The sequence below is a fragment of the Sorangium sp. So ce302 genome (assembly GCF_051530145.1).
Lineage (GTDB): Bacteria > Myxococcota_A > Polyangia > Polyangiales > Polyangiaceae > Sorangium > Sorangium cellulosum_B.
On record NZ_CP150326.1, the window covers coordinates 4201570 to 4219788 of the forward strand.

The 18219-nt window shown below is 74.5% G+C and carries 11 protein-coding genes; 5 read left to right on the forward strand and 6 right to left on the reverse strand.

Annotation, left to right across the window (positions count from 1 at the left end; genetic code table 11):
• Positions 1-63: 63 nt before the first annotated feature.
• Together WME73_RS16040 and lon are read left to right on the forward strand one after the other, a co-directional pair.
• Positions 64-915 (forward strand): hypothetical protein, encoded by an 852-nt coding sequence (locus WME73_RS16040; RefSeq protein ID WP_437746326.1) that lies wholly within the window; start codon positions 64-66, stop codon positions 913-915.
• Positions 916-967: 52 nt separating this feature from the next.
• The gene (gene lon / locus WME73_RS16045; protein ID WP_437746327.1) at positions 968-3382 is read left to right on the forward strand and encodes an endopeptidase La; all 2415 of its coding nucleotides are present in this window, start codon (positions 968-970) and stop codon (positions 3380-3382) included.
• Between the two features lie 71 nt (positions 3383-3453).
• On the opposite strand, the gene WME73_RS16050 is transcribed toward lon, so the two are convergent.
• From WME73_RS16050 to WME73_RS16065, 4 genes are all read right to left on the reverse strand, one after another.
• Positions 3454-7521, reverse strand: coding sequence for a UvrD-helicase domain-containing protein (locus WME73_RS16050; RefSeq protein WP_437916275.1), 4068 nt, complete (start codon positions 7519-7521; stop codon positions 3454-3456).
• On the reverse strand, positions 7518-10640 hold the full coding sequence (locus WME73_RS16055; protein WP_437916276.1) for a PD-(D/E)XK nuclease family protein: 3123 nt from the start codon (positions 10638-10640) through the stop codon (positions 7518-7520). Before WME73_RS16055 ends, WME73_RS16050 begins: the two co-directional genes overlap by 4 nt.
• Before the next feature lie 517 nt (positions 10641-11157).
• The gene (locus WME73_RS16060; RefSeq protein ID WP_437746330.1) at positions 11158-11988 is read right to left on the reverse strand and encodes an SRPBCC family protein; all 831 of its coding nucleotides are present in this window, start codon (positions 11986-11988) and stop codon (positions 11158-11160) included.
• A gap of 196 nt (positions 11989-12184) precedes the next feature.
• The gene (locus WME73_RS16065) at positions 12185-12769 is read right to left on the reverse strand and encodes a bactofilin family protein (protein WP_437916277.1); all 585 of its coding nucleotides are present in this window, start codon (positions 12767-12769) and stop codon (positions 12185-12187) included.
• A gap of 242 nt (positions 12770-13011) precedes the next feature.
• Between WME73_RS16065 and WME73_RS16070 the strand changes: the two genes are divergently transcribed.
• Positions 13012-14457 carry a hypothetical protein gene (locus tag WME73_RS16070; RefSeq protein WP_437916278.1) on the forward strand — a complete coding sequence of 482 codons (1446 nt, stop codon included), beginning with the start codon at positions 13012-13014 and terminating at the stop codon, positions 14455-14457.
• A gap of 45 nt (positions 14458-14502) precedes the next feature.
• On the opposite strand, the gene WME73_RS16075 is transcribed toward WME73_RS16070, so the two are convergent.
• On the reverse strand, positions 14503-15078 hold the full coding sequence (locus WME73_RS16075) for a DUF99 family protein (protein WP_437746333.1): 576 nt from the start codon (positions 15076-15078) through the stop codon (positions 14503-14505).
• Between the two features lie 60 nt (positions 15079-15138).
• On the opposite strand from WME73_RS16075, the gene WME73_RS16080 reads away from it, so the two are divergent.
• Positions 15139-15813 (forward strand): hypothetical protein, encoded by a 675-nt coding sequence (locus tag WME73_RS16080; RefSeq protein WP_437916279.1) that lies wholly within the window; start codon positions 15139-15141, stop codon positions 15811-15813.
• 59 nt (positions 15814-15872) lie between these two features.
• On the opposite strand, the gene WME73_RS16085 is transcribed toward WME73_RS16080, so the two are convergent.
• Complete coding sequence (locus WME73_RS16085; RefSeq protein ID WP_437746335.1) at positions 15873-16841, reverse strand: COX15/CtaA family protein; 969 nt, start codon at positions 16839-16841, stop codon at positions 15873-15875.
• A 190-nt stretch (positions 16842-17031) separates the two neighbouring features.
• On the opposite strand from WME73_RS16085, the gene WME73_RS16090 reads away from it, so the two are divergent.
• Entirely contained in the window at positions 17032-18198 is a 1167-nt protein-coding gene (locus tag WME73_RS16090) for a diguanylate cyclase (protein WP_437872200.1), read from the forward strand.
• Positions 18199-18219: the final 21 nt, after the last annotated feature.

Genomic DNA, 18219 nt, shown 5'->3' on the forward strand with positions numbered 1-18219 from the left:
GAGCGCAGGGGGCGGCGCCGCGCCGCCTGCGCGCTCGCCGCCGCGTGTGCTATGGCGCGATCCGTGAAACGCACGGCGCTTCTCCTGCTCGCCCTCGCGCTCCCCGCGTGCGGATCGAGCTACGCACAGCAGGGCCCGAGCGACACGCTCCGGGCCTACGCGCAGGCGCTCCAGGAGGGGCGCGTCGACGCGGCCTACCGGCTGCTCTCGGACGAGGCCAAGCGGTCGATGTCGCTCGAGGCCTTCCGGCGCGCGGTGCGGGACAACCCGGACGACGCGCTCGAGATCGCCCGCGCCATCGCGCGGCCCGCGGCCGATCCGGTGGTGACCGCGACGGTCACCATGCCGAACGGCGAGGAGCTCCTGCTCGTCTTCGAGGGCGGCCGCTGGCGGCTCGACGCGGCGGCGGTCGATCTCTACGGTCAGGCGACGCCCCGGCAGGCGCTGGTGGGGTTCCTGCGGGCCTTCGAGCGGAGGCGCTACGACGTCATCATGCGCTACGTTCCCGACGCCGAGAGGGAAGGCCTCGTCGAGCCCGCGGGCGCCGCGCCCGATGAGGCAGGCGCGCCCGGCGAGGCGGGCGCTGCGCGCGCCGGCGGCGAGGGCCCGGCGCAGCCCGCCGGACCTGGAGCCGCGCCGGGGACCGCGGGAGCTGACGCGGCGCAGAAGCCTGGCGGTCGGCCCGGGACGGTCAGCGCCGCGGCCGCCGCGGCGCAGCTGACGCCCGAGAAGCTGAAGAGCGCCTGGGAGGGGCCGCAGAAGGAGCAGATCAACCGGGTCGTCCAGGCGATCAAGGCGGCGCTGCCGACCGCGACCATCGAGGAGACCGGGGACAGCGCGTCCATGGCCTATGGCGCCGGCGGCACGGTCGCTTTCACGCGCGAGCACGGGGTCTGGAAGATCAAGGACTTCTAGCGGCGCGCCCGCGTCATGGCTTCGAGAAGAGCGCTGTACTAGGGTTGTCTGCATGCCGACCGGCGATCCTTCTTCGCGAACGCCTCCCTCGCCCGACGCGGATAGCGTCCCGATCCTCCCGCTGCGCAACTCGGTGCTGTTCCCGATGTCGGTCGTGCCGATCAACGTCGGCCGGCCGCGGAGCGTGCGCCTCGTCGAGGATCTCCTCGGCCGCGAGCGCGCGCTGGTCGGCGTGATCAGCCAGAGGTCGCCCGACGTGGACGAGCCGACGTTCAAGGAGCTCTACTCCGTCGGCACCGTCGCGCGCGTTGTGAAGGTCATCCGGCTCGGCCCGAACAACTACTCGGTCGTGCTGAACGGGCTCGGCCGCTTCCGGGTGAAGTCGGCGTTCTCGCTGGAGCCGTACATGCGCGCGCGGATCGAGCGCATCCCGGAGTCGCTCGTGCGCGACGTGGAGCTCGAGGCGCTCGGCGCGGGCCTGCGCGAGGCGACGCGCGAGGTGCTCGGCCTGATGCCGAACCTGCCGCGCGACACGGCGGGCATCCTCGACAACGTGCGCGAGCCGGGCGCGCTCGCCGATCTGATCGCCTCGAACTTCCCGCAGGCGCAGGCCTCGGTCGGCGACAAGCAGGAGATCCTCGAGGCGTTCGACGTGAAGGCGCGCGTCCGCCTCGTGCTCGCGATGGTCGGCCGCCAGCTCGAGGTGCTGCGGGTCAAGAAGGAGATCTCCTCCATGGTGCAGGAGGAGATGGGCAAGTCGCAGCGCGAGTACATCCTCCGGCAGCAGATGAAGTCGATCAAGGAGGAGCTCGGCGAGGGCGGCGACGACGACGAGATCGAGGAGCTCCGCGAGCGCATCCGGCGCGCCAAGGTGCCGGCGGAGGTCGACAAGGTCGTCCGCAAGCAGCTCAGCCGGCTGCGCTCGATGGCGCAGCAGTCGGCCGAGTTCAACGTGACCAAGACGTACCTCGAGTGGATCGCGGATCTGCCGTGGTCCAAGACGACGGTGGACAAGCTGAGCGTCGAGAGCGTTCGGCGCTGCCTCGACGAGGATCACCTCGGGCTGGAGAAGGTGAAGAAGCGGATCGTCGAGTACTCGGCGATCCGGCAGCTTCGCACCGACAAGAAGGGGCCGATCCTGCTCTTCATCGGGCCGCCCGGCGTCGGCAAGACGTCGCTCGGCAAGTCGATCGCGCGCAGCATGGGGCGCCGCTACGAGCGGATCGCGCTCGGCGGCGTGCGCGACGAGGCGGAGATCCGGGGGCACCGGCGCACGTACGTGGGCGCGCTGCCCGGGCGTATCCTGCAGGCGCTGAAGAAGGCGGGGACCAAGAACCCGGTGCTCGTGCTCGACGAGGTCGACAAGATGGGCGTCGACCTGCGGGGCGATCCGGCGGCGGCGCTGCTCGAGGTGCTCGATCCGGAGCAGAACTCGACGTTCCAGGACCACTACCTCGACCTGCCGTTCGATCTGTCGCAGGTGATGTTCCTCGCGACCGCGAACAACTGGGACGGGATCCCGGGGCCGCTCGTCGACCGCATGGAGGTCATCGAGGTGCCCGGCTACACGCGGACGGACAAGCTGGGGATCGCGCGGGAGTTCCTGGTGCCGAAGCAGCTGTCGGCGCACGGGCTCACGGACGAGCGCCTGGAGTTCACGGAGCCGGGCATCGAGGCGGTCGTCGACCACTACACGCGCGAGGCGGGCGTGCGCGGCCTGGAGCGGCAGATCGCGGCGGTGTGCCGCGCGACGGCGGTGAAGGTCGCCGAGGGCCACGACGTGCGCGAGGTGGCGACGCCCGAGCACGTGGAGCAGGTGCTCGGCCCGCACAAGCACCGCCCCGAGATCGCCGAGCGGACGCTCCAGCCCGGGGTCGCGACCGGCCTCGCGTGGACGCCGGCGGGCGGCGAGATCCTCTTCATCGAGGCGACGAAGATGCCGGGCAAGGGCAACGTGGTGCTCACCGGCAACATGCGGAACGTGATGCAGGAGTCGGCGAGCACGGCGGTGAGCTTCGTGCGCAGCAAGGCCGATCGGCTGCACCTCGATCCGGAGTGGCTCAAGGAGATCGATCTGCACGTGCACATCCCGCAGCACGGCACGCCGAAGGACGGGCCGAGCGCGGGCGTGACGATGTTCGCCGCGGTGGCGTCGCTGCTGCTCGGGGCGCCGGTGCGCAGCGACGTCGCGATGACGGGGGAGATCTCGCTGCGCGGGCGGGTGATGCCGGTCGGCGGCGTCAAGGAGAAGCTGCTCGCGGCCCACCGCGCCGGGATCCGGCACGTGCTCATCCCGGTGAAGAACCGGCGCGACCTCGAGGACGTGCCGCAGGACGTCAAGGAGCAGATCAAGATCACGATGGTGTCGTCGATGGAGGAGATCCTGCCGCTCGTGCTGGAGCCGCCGCGGCGCGCTCCGGCGCAGAGCGCGTCGCAGGAGGAGCTCGAGGAGCAGGCGGGGGCGTAGCGGGAGGGCGCTCCACGAGCGCCGTTCCGCCTTCGTTCGATTTCGAGCGCGTTCCGGGGGCCCCGGCGACGCTAGCCGTGGCAGGCGCGCGCGAAGCCGCAGCGCAGCTTGCGGCACGCCTCGACCGGGACGCCGTCGAAGCGATCCTCGGCCCTCGCCTCGGCGAAGCGCTCGGCTAGCCGGGCGAGCTCGCGCTCGAACCGCGCGTGGTCGTCGTCGGTGAGGGTCCCCATGGGGCCCGAGGCCGCGAGCCACACGGGCTCGACCTCGGCGCCGACGAAGAGCACGCCTGCGCGGACGGGGCGGTCGGGGTGGCGCCTCCTGAGCGCGAGCGCACACGCGCGCAGGCGGAGCTCGTACGGCGAGAGATCCGCCCGGGGGCGCGCGCGCTTGTACTCGACGACGTCGATGAGGCCGCCCGGGTGCAGGACGGCGAGATCGATGGCGAGCGAGAGCGCGAGCCTCGCGCCGCGCCGCCGTCCGGCGCGCTGGGGCTCGACGTCGAGCACGAGCGCCTCCTCCCGGAGGAGCGACGCCTCCTCACCGCGCACCTGCCGCGCGTAGGGGCCGTCCAGGAAGCGCGCGACGCGCTCCGCGGTGCGCAGCACGTCGGGGCCGTGCGGCGGGAACCCCTCGAAGGCGAGGCGGGCGACGACCTCCTCGGCCTCGGTCGGCTCACCCCAGCGCGCGCGCGGCCAGCGCTGGAGCACCCGGTGCACGGCGCGGCCAGGAGGGCGAGGGTCCGCGCCGTCCTCGAGCTCGACGCGCTCCTCGCCCGGGAGCTCGGGCGGGCCCTCGACGTCGAACAGGCCGAGCTGGCCCTCGCCGGCAGGCTCGCCGATCCCGAGGAGGTGGCGCAGCCGGAAGCGGCGCGGGCACGCCTGGAACGCCGCGAGGGACGCCGCCGCGACCAGCACGGTCTGCGCGCGGGCAGGCCCCATCGCCGGCGGCGCCCGGGGGGCCGGCGCGGCGCGCGCGTACGCGTCGGTGCCAGGCGCGGGCGCCTTCGCCCCGGCGAGCAGCGAGCTGGCGTCGAGCGTCGCGCGGAGGGTGCCGGCGAGCGTGGAGGCCTCGATGCCGAGGTCCGCCGCGGTGATGCGGGGCTCGGCGTCGACCGCGGCCGCGGCCCGGGGCTCGGCGTCGACCGCCGCCTTCAGCGTGAGCCATGCCGAGCCGCTCCGCGGCTTCGCCTCGGCGCCGACGAGCACGAGCTCGCGACGGGCGCGCGTGATCGCGACGTACGTGAGCCGCTGCCGCTCGGCGCGCTCCCGCGCCCGCACCTCGGCGCGCGCCGCCTGGAGCGCGGGCGTGCTGACGGGCAACGACGGCCCGCGCGCCGACGCCTCGGCGTCGTGGAGCGAGCCGGTCCGCGACCGCCCGTCGATGACCCGCGCGTAGTGGCGCACGAGCAGGGCGGCAGGCCGGTCCCCGGCGGCGGGGACGTAGCTCAGGCCAGGCTGAGCCGCGCGGGGCTCCGCGTTGAGATCCAGGAGCACGACGGCCGGGAAATCGAGCCCCTTGCTGGCGTGGATCGTCGTGAGCCGCACGGCGTCGTCCTCGGGCGAGAAGACAGCGGCCTCGGGCTCGTCCGCCTCGTCGCGGATGCGGCGGTCGAGCCAGCGGACGAAGCTCGCGAGCGAGCCGCCCCGGCGGCGGGCGATGGAGACCAGGCGATCGACGTTGCCGAGGCGGGCCTGGGCGCGAGGGAGCGCCGCGAGGACGCGGTCGAGATCGAAGGCGGTGACCGCGGCGCGGATCGCCTCGCCAGGCGTCGAGCGGAGCGCCGCGCGGCGCAGGCCGGCATAGCGGGCGCGGAACGCCTCGAGCCGCTCGCGATCCCCCCCGGGGAGCCGCGAGAGGACGGGAAGCGGGCGCCCGTCGTCGAGCTCGGCGTCGTCCGGGGAGGGCGACCAGACCCCCTGCGCCAGCGCGGCGGCGGGCCAGCGGCCGAGCAACGGGACCGAGAGGCCGCGGCCAGGAGGCGCGAGGAGCGCGAGCGACGTGTCGGAGAGCGCGACCACCGGGCCGCGGAGGACGGTCGCCAGGGCCAGGCGATCGCGCGGATCGAGCAGGAGGCGGAGGATCGCGGCCAGATCGCGGACCTCGGCCGCGTCGAAGAGCGCGCGGCCGGCCACCACGTACGGGATCTCGAGGCGCGCGAGCGCCAGCTCGACGAGCGGGATCGTGCTCCTCCGACGGGTGAGCACGGCGACGTCGCGGAAGCGCAGATCGCCGGTCGCGGCGCCGGCGCGGTCCGTGGCGCCGTCGCCGCCAGCGGCGCCGTCGCCGCCCGCGCCGCGGACGCGCCGCGCGATGTAGGCGGCCGCGATCAGCGCCTCGCGCAGCTGCCCGCGCGCGTCCCGGACGAGGGCGTCGACCCCGTCCGGAGCGCCGCCGCCGTCGCTGACGAGCACGACGTCCGTCGGGCCCTCCGCGGCCCTGCCCGGCGCCGCGACGAGGTGCTCGGCCGCGCTGTAGGCGATCTCGAACTCGCGCGGCCAGGCCGGGGGCGCGCCCGCGTCGCCGTCGCCCGCGCCGCGATCCTGGGCGAAATCGCGCGCGGAGAAGGCGTTGATGAACGCGAGCAGCTCGGGCGTCGACCGGCGGCTCTCGCGGAGCGCGACGAAATCGGCGCTCGGGTCCGGCGACCAGAGCGCGGCCGCGAGCTCGAGCGCGCGGCCCGCGGCGGCGCCGGCGAGCTCCGCGCAGACGCGGCAGAAGATGGAGACGTCGGCACCGCGGAACCCGTAGATGGATTGCTTGCGATCACCGACGAGGAACAGGCCATGACCGGACAGGCTGGCCGCGGTCGGGGCCACGCCGGCCGGGCGCGAGAGGGCGGCGTCGTCCCGCTCACGCAGGAGGTACACGAGATCGCGCTGCACCGCGCTCGTGTCCTGGAACTCGTCGACGAGCAGCACGTCGACCGAGCCGCGGACCGCCGCGCCGATCGCCGGATCGTCCCGCAGGCCGTCGCGGGCGGCGCGCAGGAGATCCCCGAACCCGAGGCCGCCCTCGGTGCGGCGGATCGCCGAGAGCCGCTCGCGGATCTCCTCCAGCAGCTCGACGATCCGCGCCTCGCGGCGCGACAGCGCCGGGGCCTCGCGGAGGAAGCCGAGCAGCTGCTGCGCCTTGTCGCGGTGGGTCTCGCCCGGCAGCGCCTCGCGGAAGGCGATGAGCGCCTCGTCGGCCGGCGTGGACTTGCTCTTGTGCGGCTTGCGCTGCGTGAGGAGCTCGATGAGCGGGGCGCTCGCCGCGCTCGCGGGGAAGGGCGCGCCGCCGTCCTCGCGGCCGAGCGCCGCCACGAGCGCCGCCGCCGGCGCGCGAAAGGCGGCGCTGCCGAGCGCGGCGCTCTCGGCGGCGAGGCGGCGGAGCTCCCGCGCGAGCGCGCCGGCCTCGGCGGCGTGGTCGGACACGGCGAGCCGGCGCGGCGCGAGGCCGTCCTCGTCGAGCCGGTCGAGCAGCCGCGTGACCTCGCTCCGCGCGGCCTCGACGCCGCCCGTCGCGGCGATGAGCGCGCGCGCGGCCTCGGCGCGCTCGCCCCCCTCGGCGAGCGCGCGGCTCAGCGCCTCGTCGACCGCGAGGTCGCTGAGCGCCTGCGCCTCCTCCTCGTCGAGGATCCGGGCCGAGGGCGAGAGCCCCATCGCGATCGCGTGCCGGTCCACGATCTGCTTGGCGACGCCGTGGAGCGTGTCGATGCGCGCGGCGGGGAGGCGGGCGAGCGCCTCCTCCGCCCGCTTGCGCAGCTCGGCGACGGGCAGCGACGCGCCGCCGCCCGCGCCAGCGAGGCCGGCGACGGCCGCCTGCCGCGCCCGGAGGATGTCGGCGAAGGGGATGTCCGCCTCGCCGTTCCAGCGGGCGATCTCGCGGAGCGAGCGCTCGACGCGGTGGGCGATCTCCCGCGCCGCGGCGCGCGAGAACGTCGTCGCGACGATGCGGTCCGGCGGCACAGGCGGCGCGGCGGACGCTGCGTCGGGCAGGCCGAGGGAGGTGAGGCCGAGCGTGAGCAGCACGTAGAGCGCCGTGAGGCGGTGGGTCTTGCCGGTGCCGGCGCTCGCGGCGACCACGACGTTGCGGCGGAAGGCGTAGATGAGCGCGTCGCCCTCGGCGAGCTCGGCTCCGCGCGGGGCGTCGCTCACGCGACCTCCTCCGCGGCCTCGTCGCTCGGCACGACCGCGGGGCGGCGGCACACGTCGCGCGCGTCGCACCGCGCGCACATCGTCGAGAGCGTCGGCCGCGGCGCGGCTTTGCCCTCCCAGAGCGCGACGACCGCGGCCCGCGCCGTGCGCGCGGCCTCGGCCCAGCCCTCGGCGAGCGCGCGCTGGTCCTCGGCCGTGCGCGGCCACAGCTCGATCAGCCCGCGCTGGCGCACGCCGATGTAGACGGCCCGCACCTCCTCCGCGCCCAGCGCGCGCGCCGCGATGGCGCTGTACAGCGGCAGCTGGAGCGCCCGCCGCCGCTCCTTGGCGTCGGGGAGCTTGCCGGTCTTGTAGTCGACGACCCGCACGACGCGCTGGTCGGTCGATCGATCGAGCCTGTCGATCTGGCCGTCGACCCACAGGCTCGGGCCGCCCTCCTCGTCGGACAGCGGGGGGAGCTCGAGCGGCTGCCAGGGGGGCGGCTCTCCGGCGCCGAAGCGCCGCTCGGCCAGGAAGAAGCGGAGCTCCGGCGACGCGTCCTCCCCGTCGAGGGTGCGGGCCACGACCTCCATCACGTCCGCGATCGCCTTCTCGACCGCCTCGCGGCGGAGCGGGGCCATGGGCGCCGAGGCGCCGAGCGCCGCCTCGGCCGCGGCGCGCGCCGCCGCGAGCTGCTCGGCCGGATCGCGCTCCGGGCCGAGCTCGCGCAGCGCCTCGAACGAGGCCTGCAGGGCGCGGTGGATCAGCGTGCCGCGCTCGCGCGCGTCGGCCGACTCGGCGAGATCCTCGGCGCGGCGCACGTGCAGGACGCGGCGGGCGAACGCCGCGAAGGCGCAGCCCACGGCGCGCTCGATGTGGGTGACGGCGATCGGCCTGCCGGGGTGCGCCCCGCCGATCGCCGCCCTGAGCTGCGCGGCGAGCGCGGGATCGCGGTCGACGAGGACGCGGCCCGTGTGGAGGTCGATCGGCGCGCGCGGATCGAGGAAGAAGTCCGCGCGGGCGCGCTCGATCCGGATCCGCTCCGCGAGGTCCGCCGCCGGCCTCCCGCCGCCCGCGAGGGCGATGAGCTCCGCGTCGCGCGGGCCGAGGGGCGCCGCGTCCGGGGCGACGCGCGAGGCGGGCTCCGTCCGCTGGTGCGCGCCGGCCGCCGCGGCCGCGATGAAGAGCGGGTGCGGCTCGTTCGGCTCGCTGTCGTCCCCGCGCGTGAAGCAGAGGGCGACGCGCCGGGCGCCGGCGAGCGCCCAGCCGAGCTCCGCGCGCTGGGCCGCCTGGCGCTCGCGCCCCGTCGCGGGGCGGCTCGGCGCCGGCAGCCTCCCGCGGAGCGCCTCGCCGAGCAGCGTCTCGTCCGCGCCCGGGCTGCCGCCGTAGGCGCGCGCGTCGAGCCCGGTCACCACCACCACGTCGTGCTCGAGCGCCGTGAACCCCGCGGCGACGTCGATGCGCACCGCGCCGGCGCGGCCGGCGTCGCCGCGCGGCCCGGCGCCCTGCTCGGCCGCGGCCCGCTCGAGCTCCGCGTAGATCTCGGCCGCGGTGGCGGGGCGCTCCTCGCAGCCGAGGTCGTACGCGGCCCGCGCGAGCGCCTCGGCCTGCTCGCGGATCGCGCGCGCGGCCCGCGCGCCCTGGCCCATCGCGCCCATCGCCTCGAGCGCGAGCGCGCCGCCGCTCCGCCGCTCGCCGCGCAGCGCGGCGCGGAGCTCCTCGATCCCGGGCTCGCCGAAGCCCAGCTTGTCGAGGAGCGACAGGAAGCGCCGCACGATCTCGGGCCGCGTCGTCGCCTCGCCGATCCAGCGGGCGCTGGCGAGCAGCCGCTCCAGCGCGTGCGGCATCCACGCCTCGTCGTCGCCGTCCGCGCCGCCCAGCACCGAAAGGCCCAGGGCGAGCTCCGCGTCGCTCAGCGCCTCTTGCGCGGTCGCCGGCGGCGTCCGCCCCGTCCCTGCGCGGCGGTCCGCGCGGCGGGCCGCCACGACCGAGATGAGGCCGTCGATGAGCAGCCGGCCCGTGCGATCCACCTCGACCGGCACGTCGCGCAGCCGGTGGGCGAGGTCGGTCGAGCGCCGCTCCGCCTCGGCGGCGGACGTGCGGTCCATCCAGGCGCCGGCGTGGACCCCGGGGGCGCGGAGGATCTCGATCGCCTGCTCGCGACGCACCGGCCCGACGGCGAGGCGCAGGATGGCGAGCGCGACGCGCCCGTCGGGGCAGCTCGCGGCGGCGCGGCCGCGCGGCTCCGACGAGCGGACGCCCGCGTCGGCGAGGGCGGCGCGGAGGGGCTCGAGCGCGGCGTCGTCGAGCGCCGGCACGATGAGGGCGATCCGCTCGGGCGGGATCCCGCGGCCGAGCGCGGCGGCCACCTCGGCGGCGGCGGCGCGCGCCTCGCCCTCCGGGGTCCTCGCCGCGATGGCGGCGAGCGGCTCCGCTCCGCCGTCGGGCACCCACGCGATCTCCGGCGCGTCCTCGAGCGAGGCCCAGCGCCGCTCCAGGGCGTCGGCGACCGGCGCCGCGCCGTCGTCCGGCAGCGCGGGCAGCTCGACGGTGACGCCCGCGCCGCCGCGGGCGCGGACCGCGGCGTGGAGCGCCTCGACCCAGGCGAGATCGTCGGGCTCCCAGGCCACGGCGCCGCGGATCGCGACCTTGCGCGGGAGCGGGAGCGCGGCGGACGCGCCGGCCGAGCGGAGCGCCCGCGCGAGCAGGAACCCCGCGCAGCGCGGGTCGACGAGGCGCGCTGCCCGCAGGGCGGCGTCCGCCCGATCGAGGACCTCGGCGATGGCGATCGCGTACGGGGTCCCGAGCGCCCGCAGCTCCGCCGGGGAGGTCCCTGCGCGCCGGAAGCTCCCGAGGGCGCGGTCGAGGGCGTGCGCGAGCGCGACGCGCGCGGCAGGCTCGGCCGGCTGCCGCAGCCGATCCGGCGGCAGGGCGTCGAGGGCGAGCCGGGTGGCGAGGCGGGTGGTGTGAGGGCTCGCTATGGCGGCGTCCGGCGCCAGCAGGGCGAGCGCCTCGGAGACGAAGCTCCACCGTGAGCGGATTTCCTGGTCCGCGGTGCGCGCGTCGCGCAGATCGAGAGAGGCGAGCTCGCGTTCAACGTGCCGCTCGGTCGGGACAATGAGGAGCGATGTTCTGCTCACCACCGCGAGACGGCCGAGCGCCGCTCCCGGGAAGCGCAGGCGCCCGCCACGGCAGGAGGCTGAGAGGGCGCCGGCGCATCTGAATGCACGTCCAGCAAGGGGTACCTCACGGCAGACGCTTTACTTCATGCATCCGTCCCCTCGCAACCTCCGCCGGGGGCGCGCCTTGTTGAAAAAGTCTCGCGGAATGTGGGAATTCTTGTGGGGAAATCGGAATGCGTGTTGAAAAACCTGTTGGGAACCCTGGACGGTCCGGGCCGTAGCCTCTGTAGATCTGCGGAATTGCACCCAGCGAGCGCGCGCCGGAGCACGCCCGGGGCGCTCCGGGGTTTTCAACAGGCTCAGCGGTGGGCGGCGGCGATCGGAGGCGACCGGGCGTCACGACGGGGGCGTGAGCCGCCTCGGTAGACCGAGCGGGGAAGGGTGGACGGAAGGAGAGAAGGGGAGGAGGGGTGGCTGGGCGCTCTGTCGCGAGGCGCCCTGTCGGTTGCGTCGGTTGCGTCGGTTGCGGGGAGAGCTAGCGGCGCGCCACGTCCTTGTCGCGGCGGACGCTTGTGTCGTCGGCCGGCGGCAGATCGGCCACGCTCGCTGGCAGCAGGGCGGGGGCCGCCGTCACGCTGCTCTGGTCGTCGCCTCGCGCGGCGGGAGCGGCGCCAGCGGACGCGGCGGCGGACGTGCTCGCTGCGGCGCCCGGCGGAACGTCGGTGGCGGCGGCGGTGGTCGCCCCAGCGCCGGGGGGCGCCTCGGACTGTGCGCGATTCCGCACAGCGGTCACCGCCTTGTCGGCCGCCTTGACGAGCTGTGACGTCACGACCGAGGGCGGGAAAGGGAGCTTCGGGGCGACGAAGAGCTCGAGCTTCAGGATCGTGTGGTGCTCGTCGACGGCGCGGAGCCGCCAGCGGGCGCGGAAGTCGGCGACGTTGCCGCGCTTGTGGCGGCCGGAGATCACCTCATCGGCGCCGTCCTTGGTGGGCGGCGACATGTCGGCGACCGTCCAGATGTGCGCGGCGCCGTTCAGGATCGGCACCTGGAGATAGACCTCGCTCGTGCCCTTGCGCTTCGTGAGCACGCGGCTCTGGTCGAAGGGGCCGATGAACGTCTTGTAGTTGCCGTAGGAGGTGACGATCTTCCGGACCGTCGGCAGGGGCGCTTTCACGAGGATCGCCGCGCCCCCGGTGTCGATCGCGGCGACGGGCCCGGTGGTCTTCAGCGTGTACCGGAGCGCCTTCCCGAGCGACGCGAGCTTCTCCGACTCGGCGTCGGCGGCGCGGGCCGCGCGCGGCGAGAGGGAGAGGGCGAGGACGGCGAGCGAGAAGGCGATCAAGGACAGGGACCACAGTTTCTTCATGGACTCTCCTGTTCGAGCGACGTCCGTCAGCGCGGGCTCCCCCCCACGTCGCGGACATGCGCCTCGGGCGGCGAGACCGCAGCCCCTCGCTAGATGTAACCCCGTCAGCACGCGGCCGCACGCCTGCGCACTACAGAAAACATGCTTTCTTCGGACGAGGTCGGAATTCAGCGGTCGGCGTCGGCGCGCTTGACGCTCACCGCGCGCGTTGTGCGCTGCCGCCGCTGTCGTCGGTCGTGGGCGTCGTGGGCGCGGCGCTCGCGGCCTGGCCGGCAGCGTCGGCGTCGGGCTCGGACGACGCCGCGGGCGGCCGCAGGGGCCGCTCGCCTGGCTCCTCGTCGAGCGGGGCCATCTTGCAGGAGCCGTCGAACTGCACGCCGCGGTCGATGAAGATGGCGGGCGCGTGCAGGGCGCCGGTCACCTTGGATGGAGCGTAGAGCTCGATGGCATCGCGGGCGCGGATGCTCGCCTGGACCTCGCCGCCCGTGACGATGCACGTCACGACGTGGATCTCCCCGATCACGAGCGCCCCTTCGCCGATCACGAGCACGTCCTCGCCGCGGATCTCGCCGCGGAAGCTGCCGTCGATGCGCACGCGGCCCTCGAAGAAGAGCTTGCCTTCGAAGTGCGTCCCGCGGCCCAGGAGGGCGTTGATCTCGGTGGGCCGGTGGCCCCCGCCGTCGTCGCCGCGGGGGCTTCCTGGGGATCGCGGCGAGAGGGGCGAATCCCTGTCGCCCGGGAAGGACATCGGCTCCATCGCCCGCTGGCTTACTTCAGGCATCGTCACATTCGCAACGGGGGGTGCGCGTCAGCCCCGTAACGGGCGCGTGGTGGCGGTCATTGTTATTCAATGATTACCAATGCTTGGGTGATGTTTGCGGCAGGGTACGTTTTCTGCACAGGGGGCGGACCGAGCAGGTGCCCCGGCGGGCTGACCGCCGGGGGCGCGCGGAGTGTGGCCGACGTTTGGCCAAGCGCGCGGTGGAGCGTGAGGGTCCGAGGCGACCAGGAGAGGGAGTGGAGATGACGTTCCGATCGTTGCTTGTGGCTGCCGGTGTCCTGGGCAGCATCTCGGTAGCGTCCGCGCAGACGCCGCCCGCCCCGCCGACAGCTCCGCCGGTCGATCCCACGCGGCTCCAGCCGACCGAGCAACCGGCCGCCCCGGCGCCGCCGGCGCCCGGCGCTCCCGCTGCTGCGGCGCCCGGCGCTCCTGCTGTGGCTCCCGGCGCTCCTGCTGTGGCTCCCGGCGCGCCGGCTGCTGCGCCGGGCGTCGCTGCTGCGCCGGCTGCCGCTCCGCCCGCGGAGCCAGCGCCCCCCGCGCAGCCTCAGCCTCCGGCGGAGCCGCCGTCACCCCCGGAGCCTCCGCGGCCGGATGCAGCGGCGGTCTCCCCGGTGGTGCAGTGGAATCAGGCCACCGCGGCGGACGCCGTGCAGGAGGAAGACGAAGAGACGAGCCTGCGCTGGCGCGGGACGAGCTTCACCTGGAACCAGGCCGGCAGCACGACCCTCTTCGGCGTCGGCGGCGAGTACACGCCCGACATCCAGGTCTACGGCTGGGATTTCACGCTGCGGCCGAGCTACTACCTGCTCGATCGCCCCAAGGAGAAGGTGTCGCTATCGGCCGAGGTCGGCTGGCTCGTCGAGCTCACGAACAGCGACACCACCGCCACGTACCGGGAGCCGCAGCTCAAGGACATGTCGCTCGGCGCCCGGTACAGCCGCGCGCTCTGGGAGAGCGGCGGCGCGAACAAAGGTGAGTACAAGACGGACGCGGCCATGCGGCTGCGCGTGACCCTGCCGACCTCGCCGCAGAGCTGGAACTCGGGCGACTACTTCACCTTGTCGGTGGGCCCGCAGGTGATCCAGAAGATCAAGTTGCTCGGTTCGAAGGCCGACGGGCTCAACCATGTGACGGCGACGCTCGGCGTGACGTACGCCCACCTGTTCTCCAGATCGATCATGCGGGTGAACCCCGACATCCGACGACTCCGGCAGAACCCGAGCGGTGAGGTCGCGCGCGACGAACAGCTGAGTGGGTATGCTCAGGTCCTCAATCGCCTGACCACGAGCCTCGATCTCGACGTGCCGCTCTACAAGGACCTCTCGCTGGGGGCGAGCTTCGGGCTGCTCAGCCGGTTCAAGCCCGAGCTCGGAGAGGGATGCGTCGAGATCAGCACCGGCTGCGCCCGGTATGGCTCCGACGGGACCACCTACCTCCCGAACACGGCGTTCGACATCAACGTCAGCTACCCGGTCTACGAGGTCGTCGACCTCACGCTCGGCTACAACAACACCACGGGGCAGCTCGGGGAGGACGGCCAGCGCAGGAACTTCTTCTACAGCCCTGACGCTCAGTTCTATCTCGACATCAACGCCAACCTCGACGTCATCTACTCGAAGGTGACAGGCCGCGGGAAGAAGGCCGAGAAGGCGGGCGCCGCCAGCGCTCCGCGCCGGCAGGCGCTCTGACGCGCGCGAGCCGTCGCGGCCCGTCAGCGGCTCGTCAGCGTCCCGTTACGCGCGCCCGCGGCTCTCGCCGGTGGTCAGCCCGCCCGCGATGAGGTGCGCGGCGCGCAGGGGCTCGGGGAGGTGGCCGTTCACCGAGAGCCGCGCGATGAGCGCGCTCGCGTCGTCCAGCGAGATCCCGGCGCGCTGCACGTACACGCCCGCGACCGGCTCCATCGGGCCGGCGCGCTGGATGAGCGCCCACTTGCGGCGCCCCCCCCGGACGCGCGAGAGCAGCGCGTCGCGGATCGCGTCGAGGTCCGGGAGGCGCCGCGCCACCACCACGACCGGCAGGGCGAGGGCGTCGTGCAGCGCCGCGAGATCGACGACGTTGAAGCCCGCCACCGCGATGCCCTGGAGCATGACCACCTGGGCCTGGGCGTAGAAGCGCGAGCCGCGGATCATCGCGGCGATCGCGGGCGTGGCGTTCCGCCCGTCGCGCCTCACGCGGGTGGAGAGGACGCCCTCGAGGCGCAGCCCCGAAAAGACGGTCCCGACGACCTGCACGTCGCCGCGGTGGTCGCGGGCGAACGGCGCGTCGTCGACGCCGATGACGTGCGAGAAGCGTGGAGCGCGGGCCGGCACACGAAGAGCTTACCGTGCTGCCGCCTTTGCCGGGCCAGGCGGTCGTGCTGTACTGCCAGGATGCGACCTTCCGGGCACCTCTCGCTGAGCCTCTCGCTGGCCCTCGGCCTCGCCTCGTCGCTGGCCCTCGCGCAGGGCGCCACCGCCCAGCCGGCCCCGAAGGCCCCCGCGGCGCCGGAGAAGGCCGCGGCCCCGCAGAAGGCGGCGGTGAACAAGCCGCGCGGCGGCAGCGCCGGCGCGCCGAAGCGCCCCGGGCGCGCGCGCAAGCCCAAGAAGGACGCGCAGGCGAGCCTCACCGGTCGGCCGGTCGCCACCTTCCCCGGCTTCCGCATGCTCCCGACCGGCGGCTCGCGCGTGTTCGTGCAGATCCACGGCGGCAAGGTCGACGTCGCCGAGTCGAAGGCCGCCGGACGCCTCGTCTACCGGCTGAAGGGCGCGGGGGCGATCCAGACGAACCGCTTCCCGCTCGTGACGTCGTTCTTCGCGACCCCGGTGACCCAGGTGCAGCTCGTCGGCCAGGGCAACGACCTCGACATGGTGATCGACCTGCGCACCCAGGCCGACGCGACCTACCGCGTGCTCGAGACCGATCAAGGCATGGTGCTCCAGGTCGACTTCCCCCCGTCCGTCCCCGAGCAGCGCTCCGCGGCGCCGGCCGAGGGAGCGCGCAAGCGCTCGGAGCGCCGCACGATCTCGCAGGACCCCGGGAGCGACGAGGAGAGCTCGGATCTCTAGAGCTTCGGCTGGCCGCGGCGGGCGCCCGGGCCGCGGCCGAGCTCACCGCTGGAGGGCAACTAGATGGCGACTGCCTCCCGCCGGGCCTTCTCCCCGGGCGGGCCCGCGTCCGCCGCCGAGGCCGACTCGCTCATCGCCGCCGCGGCGAACGTGACGAGGACCATCCACAGGAGATCGGCGAGCAGGAGGTGGACGAGCTGCATCCACACCGGCGCGAGCAAGAAGAGGTTGAGGAGCCCCGCGCCGATCTGCAGCAGCACGAGCGCTCCGGTCGCCGCCGAGAGCCGCGCGACCTCGGGCGAGGGGCGCCGGGCAGCGACGGCGCCGCGGGCGAAGAGGAGGTAGACGCCCACGGCCGCCGCCACGGTCGGGTGCAGCACGCGCAGCTGCAGCAGGAAGTGCGCCGCGGGCGAGAAATCCTGCGCCAGGCCCTCGCGGAGCGACGCCGCGGCGAAGAGCGTGTCCCCGAGCGCGGCGATGGCCCCGGTCACGCCCACCGCCAGGACCCCCGCGAGCCCGGCGCCGAGCAGCGCGCCCGTCACCCCCTGGCCGCGCAAGCGCACGCGCCGGCCCCCGCGCGCCCAGTAGAGGGTGCAGGTCATGGCGCCCACCAGCAGGAACGTGTTGATGAGGTGCACCGCCATCCAGATCGCGCGGGCCGCCGACGCGTCGTGGGCGACGTACTCGAGCAGGACGATCCCGGCGCCGACCGCCGCCTCGGTGATCATGAACAGCATCGACGCGGCCGCGCCGCCGCGCACGGGGTGGCCCGACGGATACGCGACGAAGGCCCAGACGAGCTGCAGCGCGACGAGCAGGAACGCGACGCCCGAGGTGGCGCGGTGCGTGAACTCGATGAAGGTCGCCGCGCTCGGAGCGCGTGGGATGACGTCGCCATTGCACGTCGGCCAGTGGCTGCCGCAGCCGGCCCCCGAGCCGGTCGCGCGCACGAACGCGCCCCACAGGATCACGCCGAGCGTGAAGGCCAGCGCGAGCGCCGCGAGCTTCCAGAACCGCGCCTGAGTCATGCCGGGTCCTTACCGCGAAACCAGCGCGACGGCAGCCCGCGCGAGATCCGCGATGCAGGGGCGACTTGCCCGGGCAACTCCTGCGATTGCCTTCGTGATTGCGCGCGACCGCGCGCGACCTTCGGCGAGGCTGCGTCCGCCGCAGCGCGATCTCGTTGCGCCCGGCCCCGGCTGAAGGGAGGATGTGCCGGTGCCGAACAGCGACGAACTCCGAAGCGCTCCGCTCTCCGCGCCGATCGAGCTCCCGAGCGGTCGACCGGCCAGGATCGTCGTCGCGGACGACGACCGCCTCGCGCGCCAGATGCTGGTGAGCATCCTCCAGAAGGCGGGCTTCCAGGTCGAGGCGGTCGACGACGGTCAGGAGGCGATCGAGCTGATCGGGCGGGGAGGGGTCGATCTCGTGCTCCTCGACATCGTGATGCCCCGGCTCACCGGCCTCGAGGCGTGCAGGCTGCTCAAGAGCATGACCTCCGAGTCGTTCCTCCCCGTCGTGCTGGTCACCGTGAAGAGCGACACGGCGAACCGGGTCGAGGGGCTCAAGATCGGCGCCGACGACTACGTCTGCAAGCCGTTCGAGGAGGAGGAGCTCCTCGCGCGGGTCGGCGCGATGCTCCGGATCAAGCGGCTGCACGACCAGGTCGCGGCGCAGCGCGCCTACCTGGAGCAGCTCTCCATCCACGACGAGATGACGGGGCTCTACAACTACCGTTACCTCTTCACGCGGCTCAACGAGGAGTTCAAGCGCGCGGAGCGCTACCACGAGCCGTTCGCCTGCGTGCTCGTCGACATCGATCGGCTGAAGGCGATGAACGAGACCGGGGGGCGCACGCTCGGCGACGCCGTGATCCGGCGCGTGGCCGATGGGATCCGCCGCTCCGTCCGGGAGGTCGACGTGGTCGCGCGCTACGGCGGCGAGGAGTTCCTCATCGTCCTGCCGAGCACCCACTTCGCCGGGTCGCTGACGGTGGCCGAGCGGATCTGGCGCGAGGCCGCCGGCAACCCGGTCGAGTTCGGCGGAGAGGCGAGGCCGTGCAGCGTATCGATCGGCGTCGCGCTCTACCCCTCGCGCGACGTCCGCTCCAAGGACGGGCTGATCCGCGCCGCCGAGAGCGCGCTCAACCAGGCGAAGCGCGAGGGCGGCAACCGGATCTGCGTCTTCCAGCAGCACGGCCAGATCTACACGCCGGCGGCGAGCGGCGAGCCGCAGTCCTCGCCGCCGCCAGGGAAGCTCCGCCGCTCCAGCGATCCCGCCTTCGCCGCGACGCACGCGGCGCACACGGCCGCGGACGAGCCGAGGGAGCCGCAGACGCGCCGGGGCACCGACCTCCCGCCCTTCGCCTCACGCAAGCCGCTGTAGCCCCGCCCCGCCGCTCCGCCT

What these genes read in the sequence shown, in the direction of transcription:
- WME73_RS16060 (WP_437746330.1), bottom strand. Translation starts at nt 11,988, where the DNA reads ATGAAGAAACTGTGGTCCCTGTCCTTGATCGCCTTCTCGCTCGCCGTC.
- WME73_RS16080 (WP_437916279.1), top strand. Translation starts at nt 15,139, where the DNA reads ATGCGACCTTCCGGGCACCTCTCGCTGAGCCTCTCGCTGGCCCTCGGC.
- WME73_RS16065 (WP_437916277.1), bottom strand. Translation starts at nt 12,769, where the DNA reads ATGCCTGAAGTAAGCCAGCGGGCGATGGAGCCGATGTCCTTCCCGGGC.
- lon (WP_437746327.1), top strand. Translation starts at nt 968, where the DNA reads ATGCCGACCGGCGATCCTTCTTCGCGAACGCCTCCCTCGCCCGACGCG.
- WME73_RS16085 (WP_437746335.1), bottom strand. Translation starts at nt 16,841, where the DNA reads ATGACTCAGGCGCGGTTCTGGAAGCTCGCGGCGCTCGCGCTGGCCTTC.
- WME73_RS16070 (WP_437916278.1), top strand. Translation starts at nt 13,012, where the DNA reads ATGACGTTCCGATCGTTGCTTGTGGCTGCCGGTGTCCTGGGCAGCATC.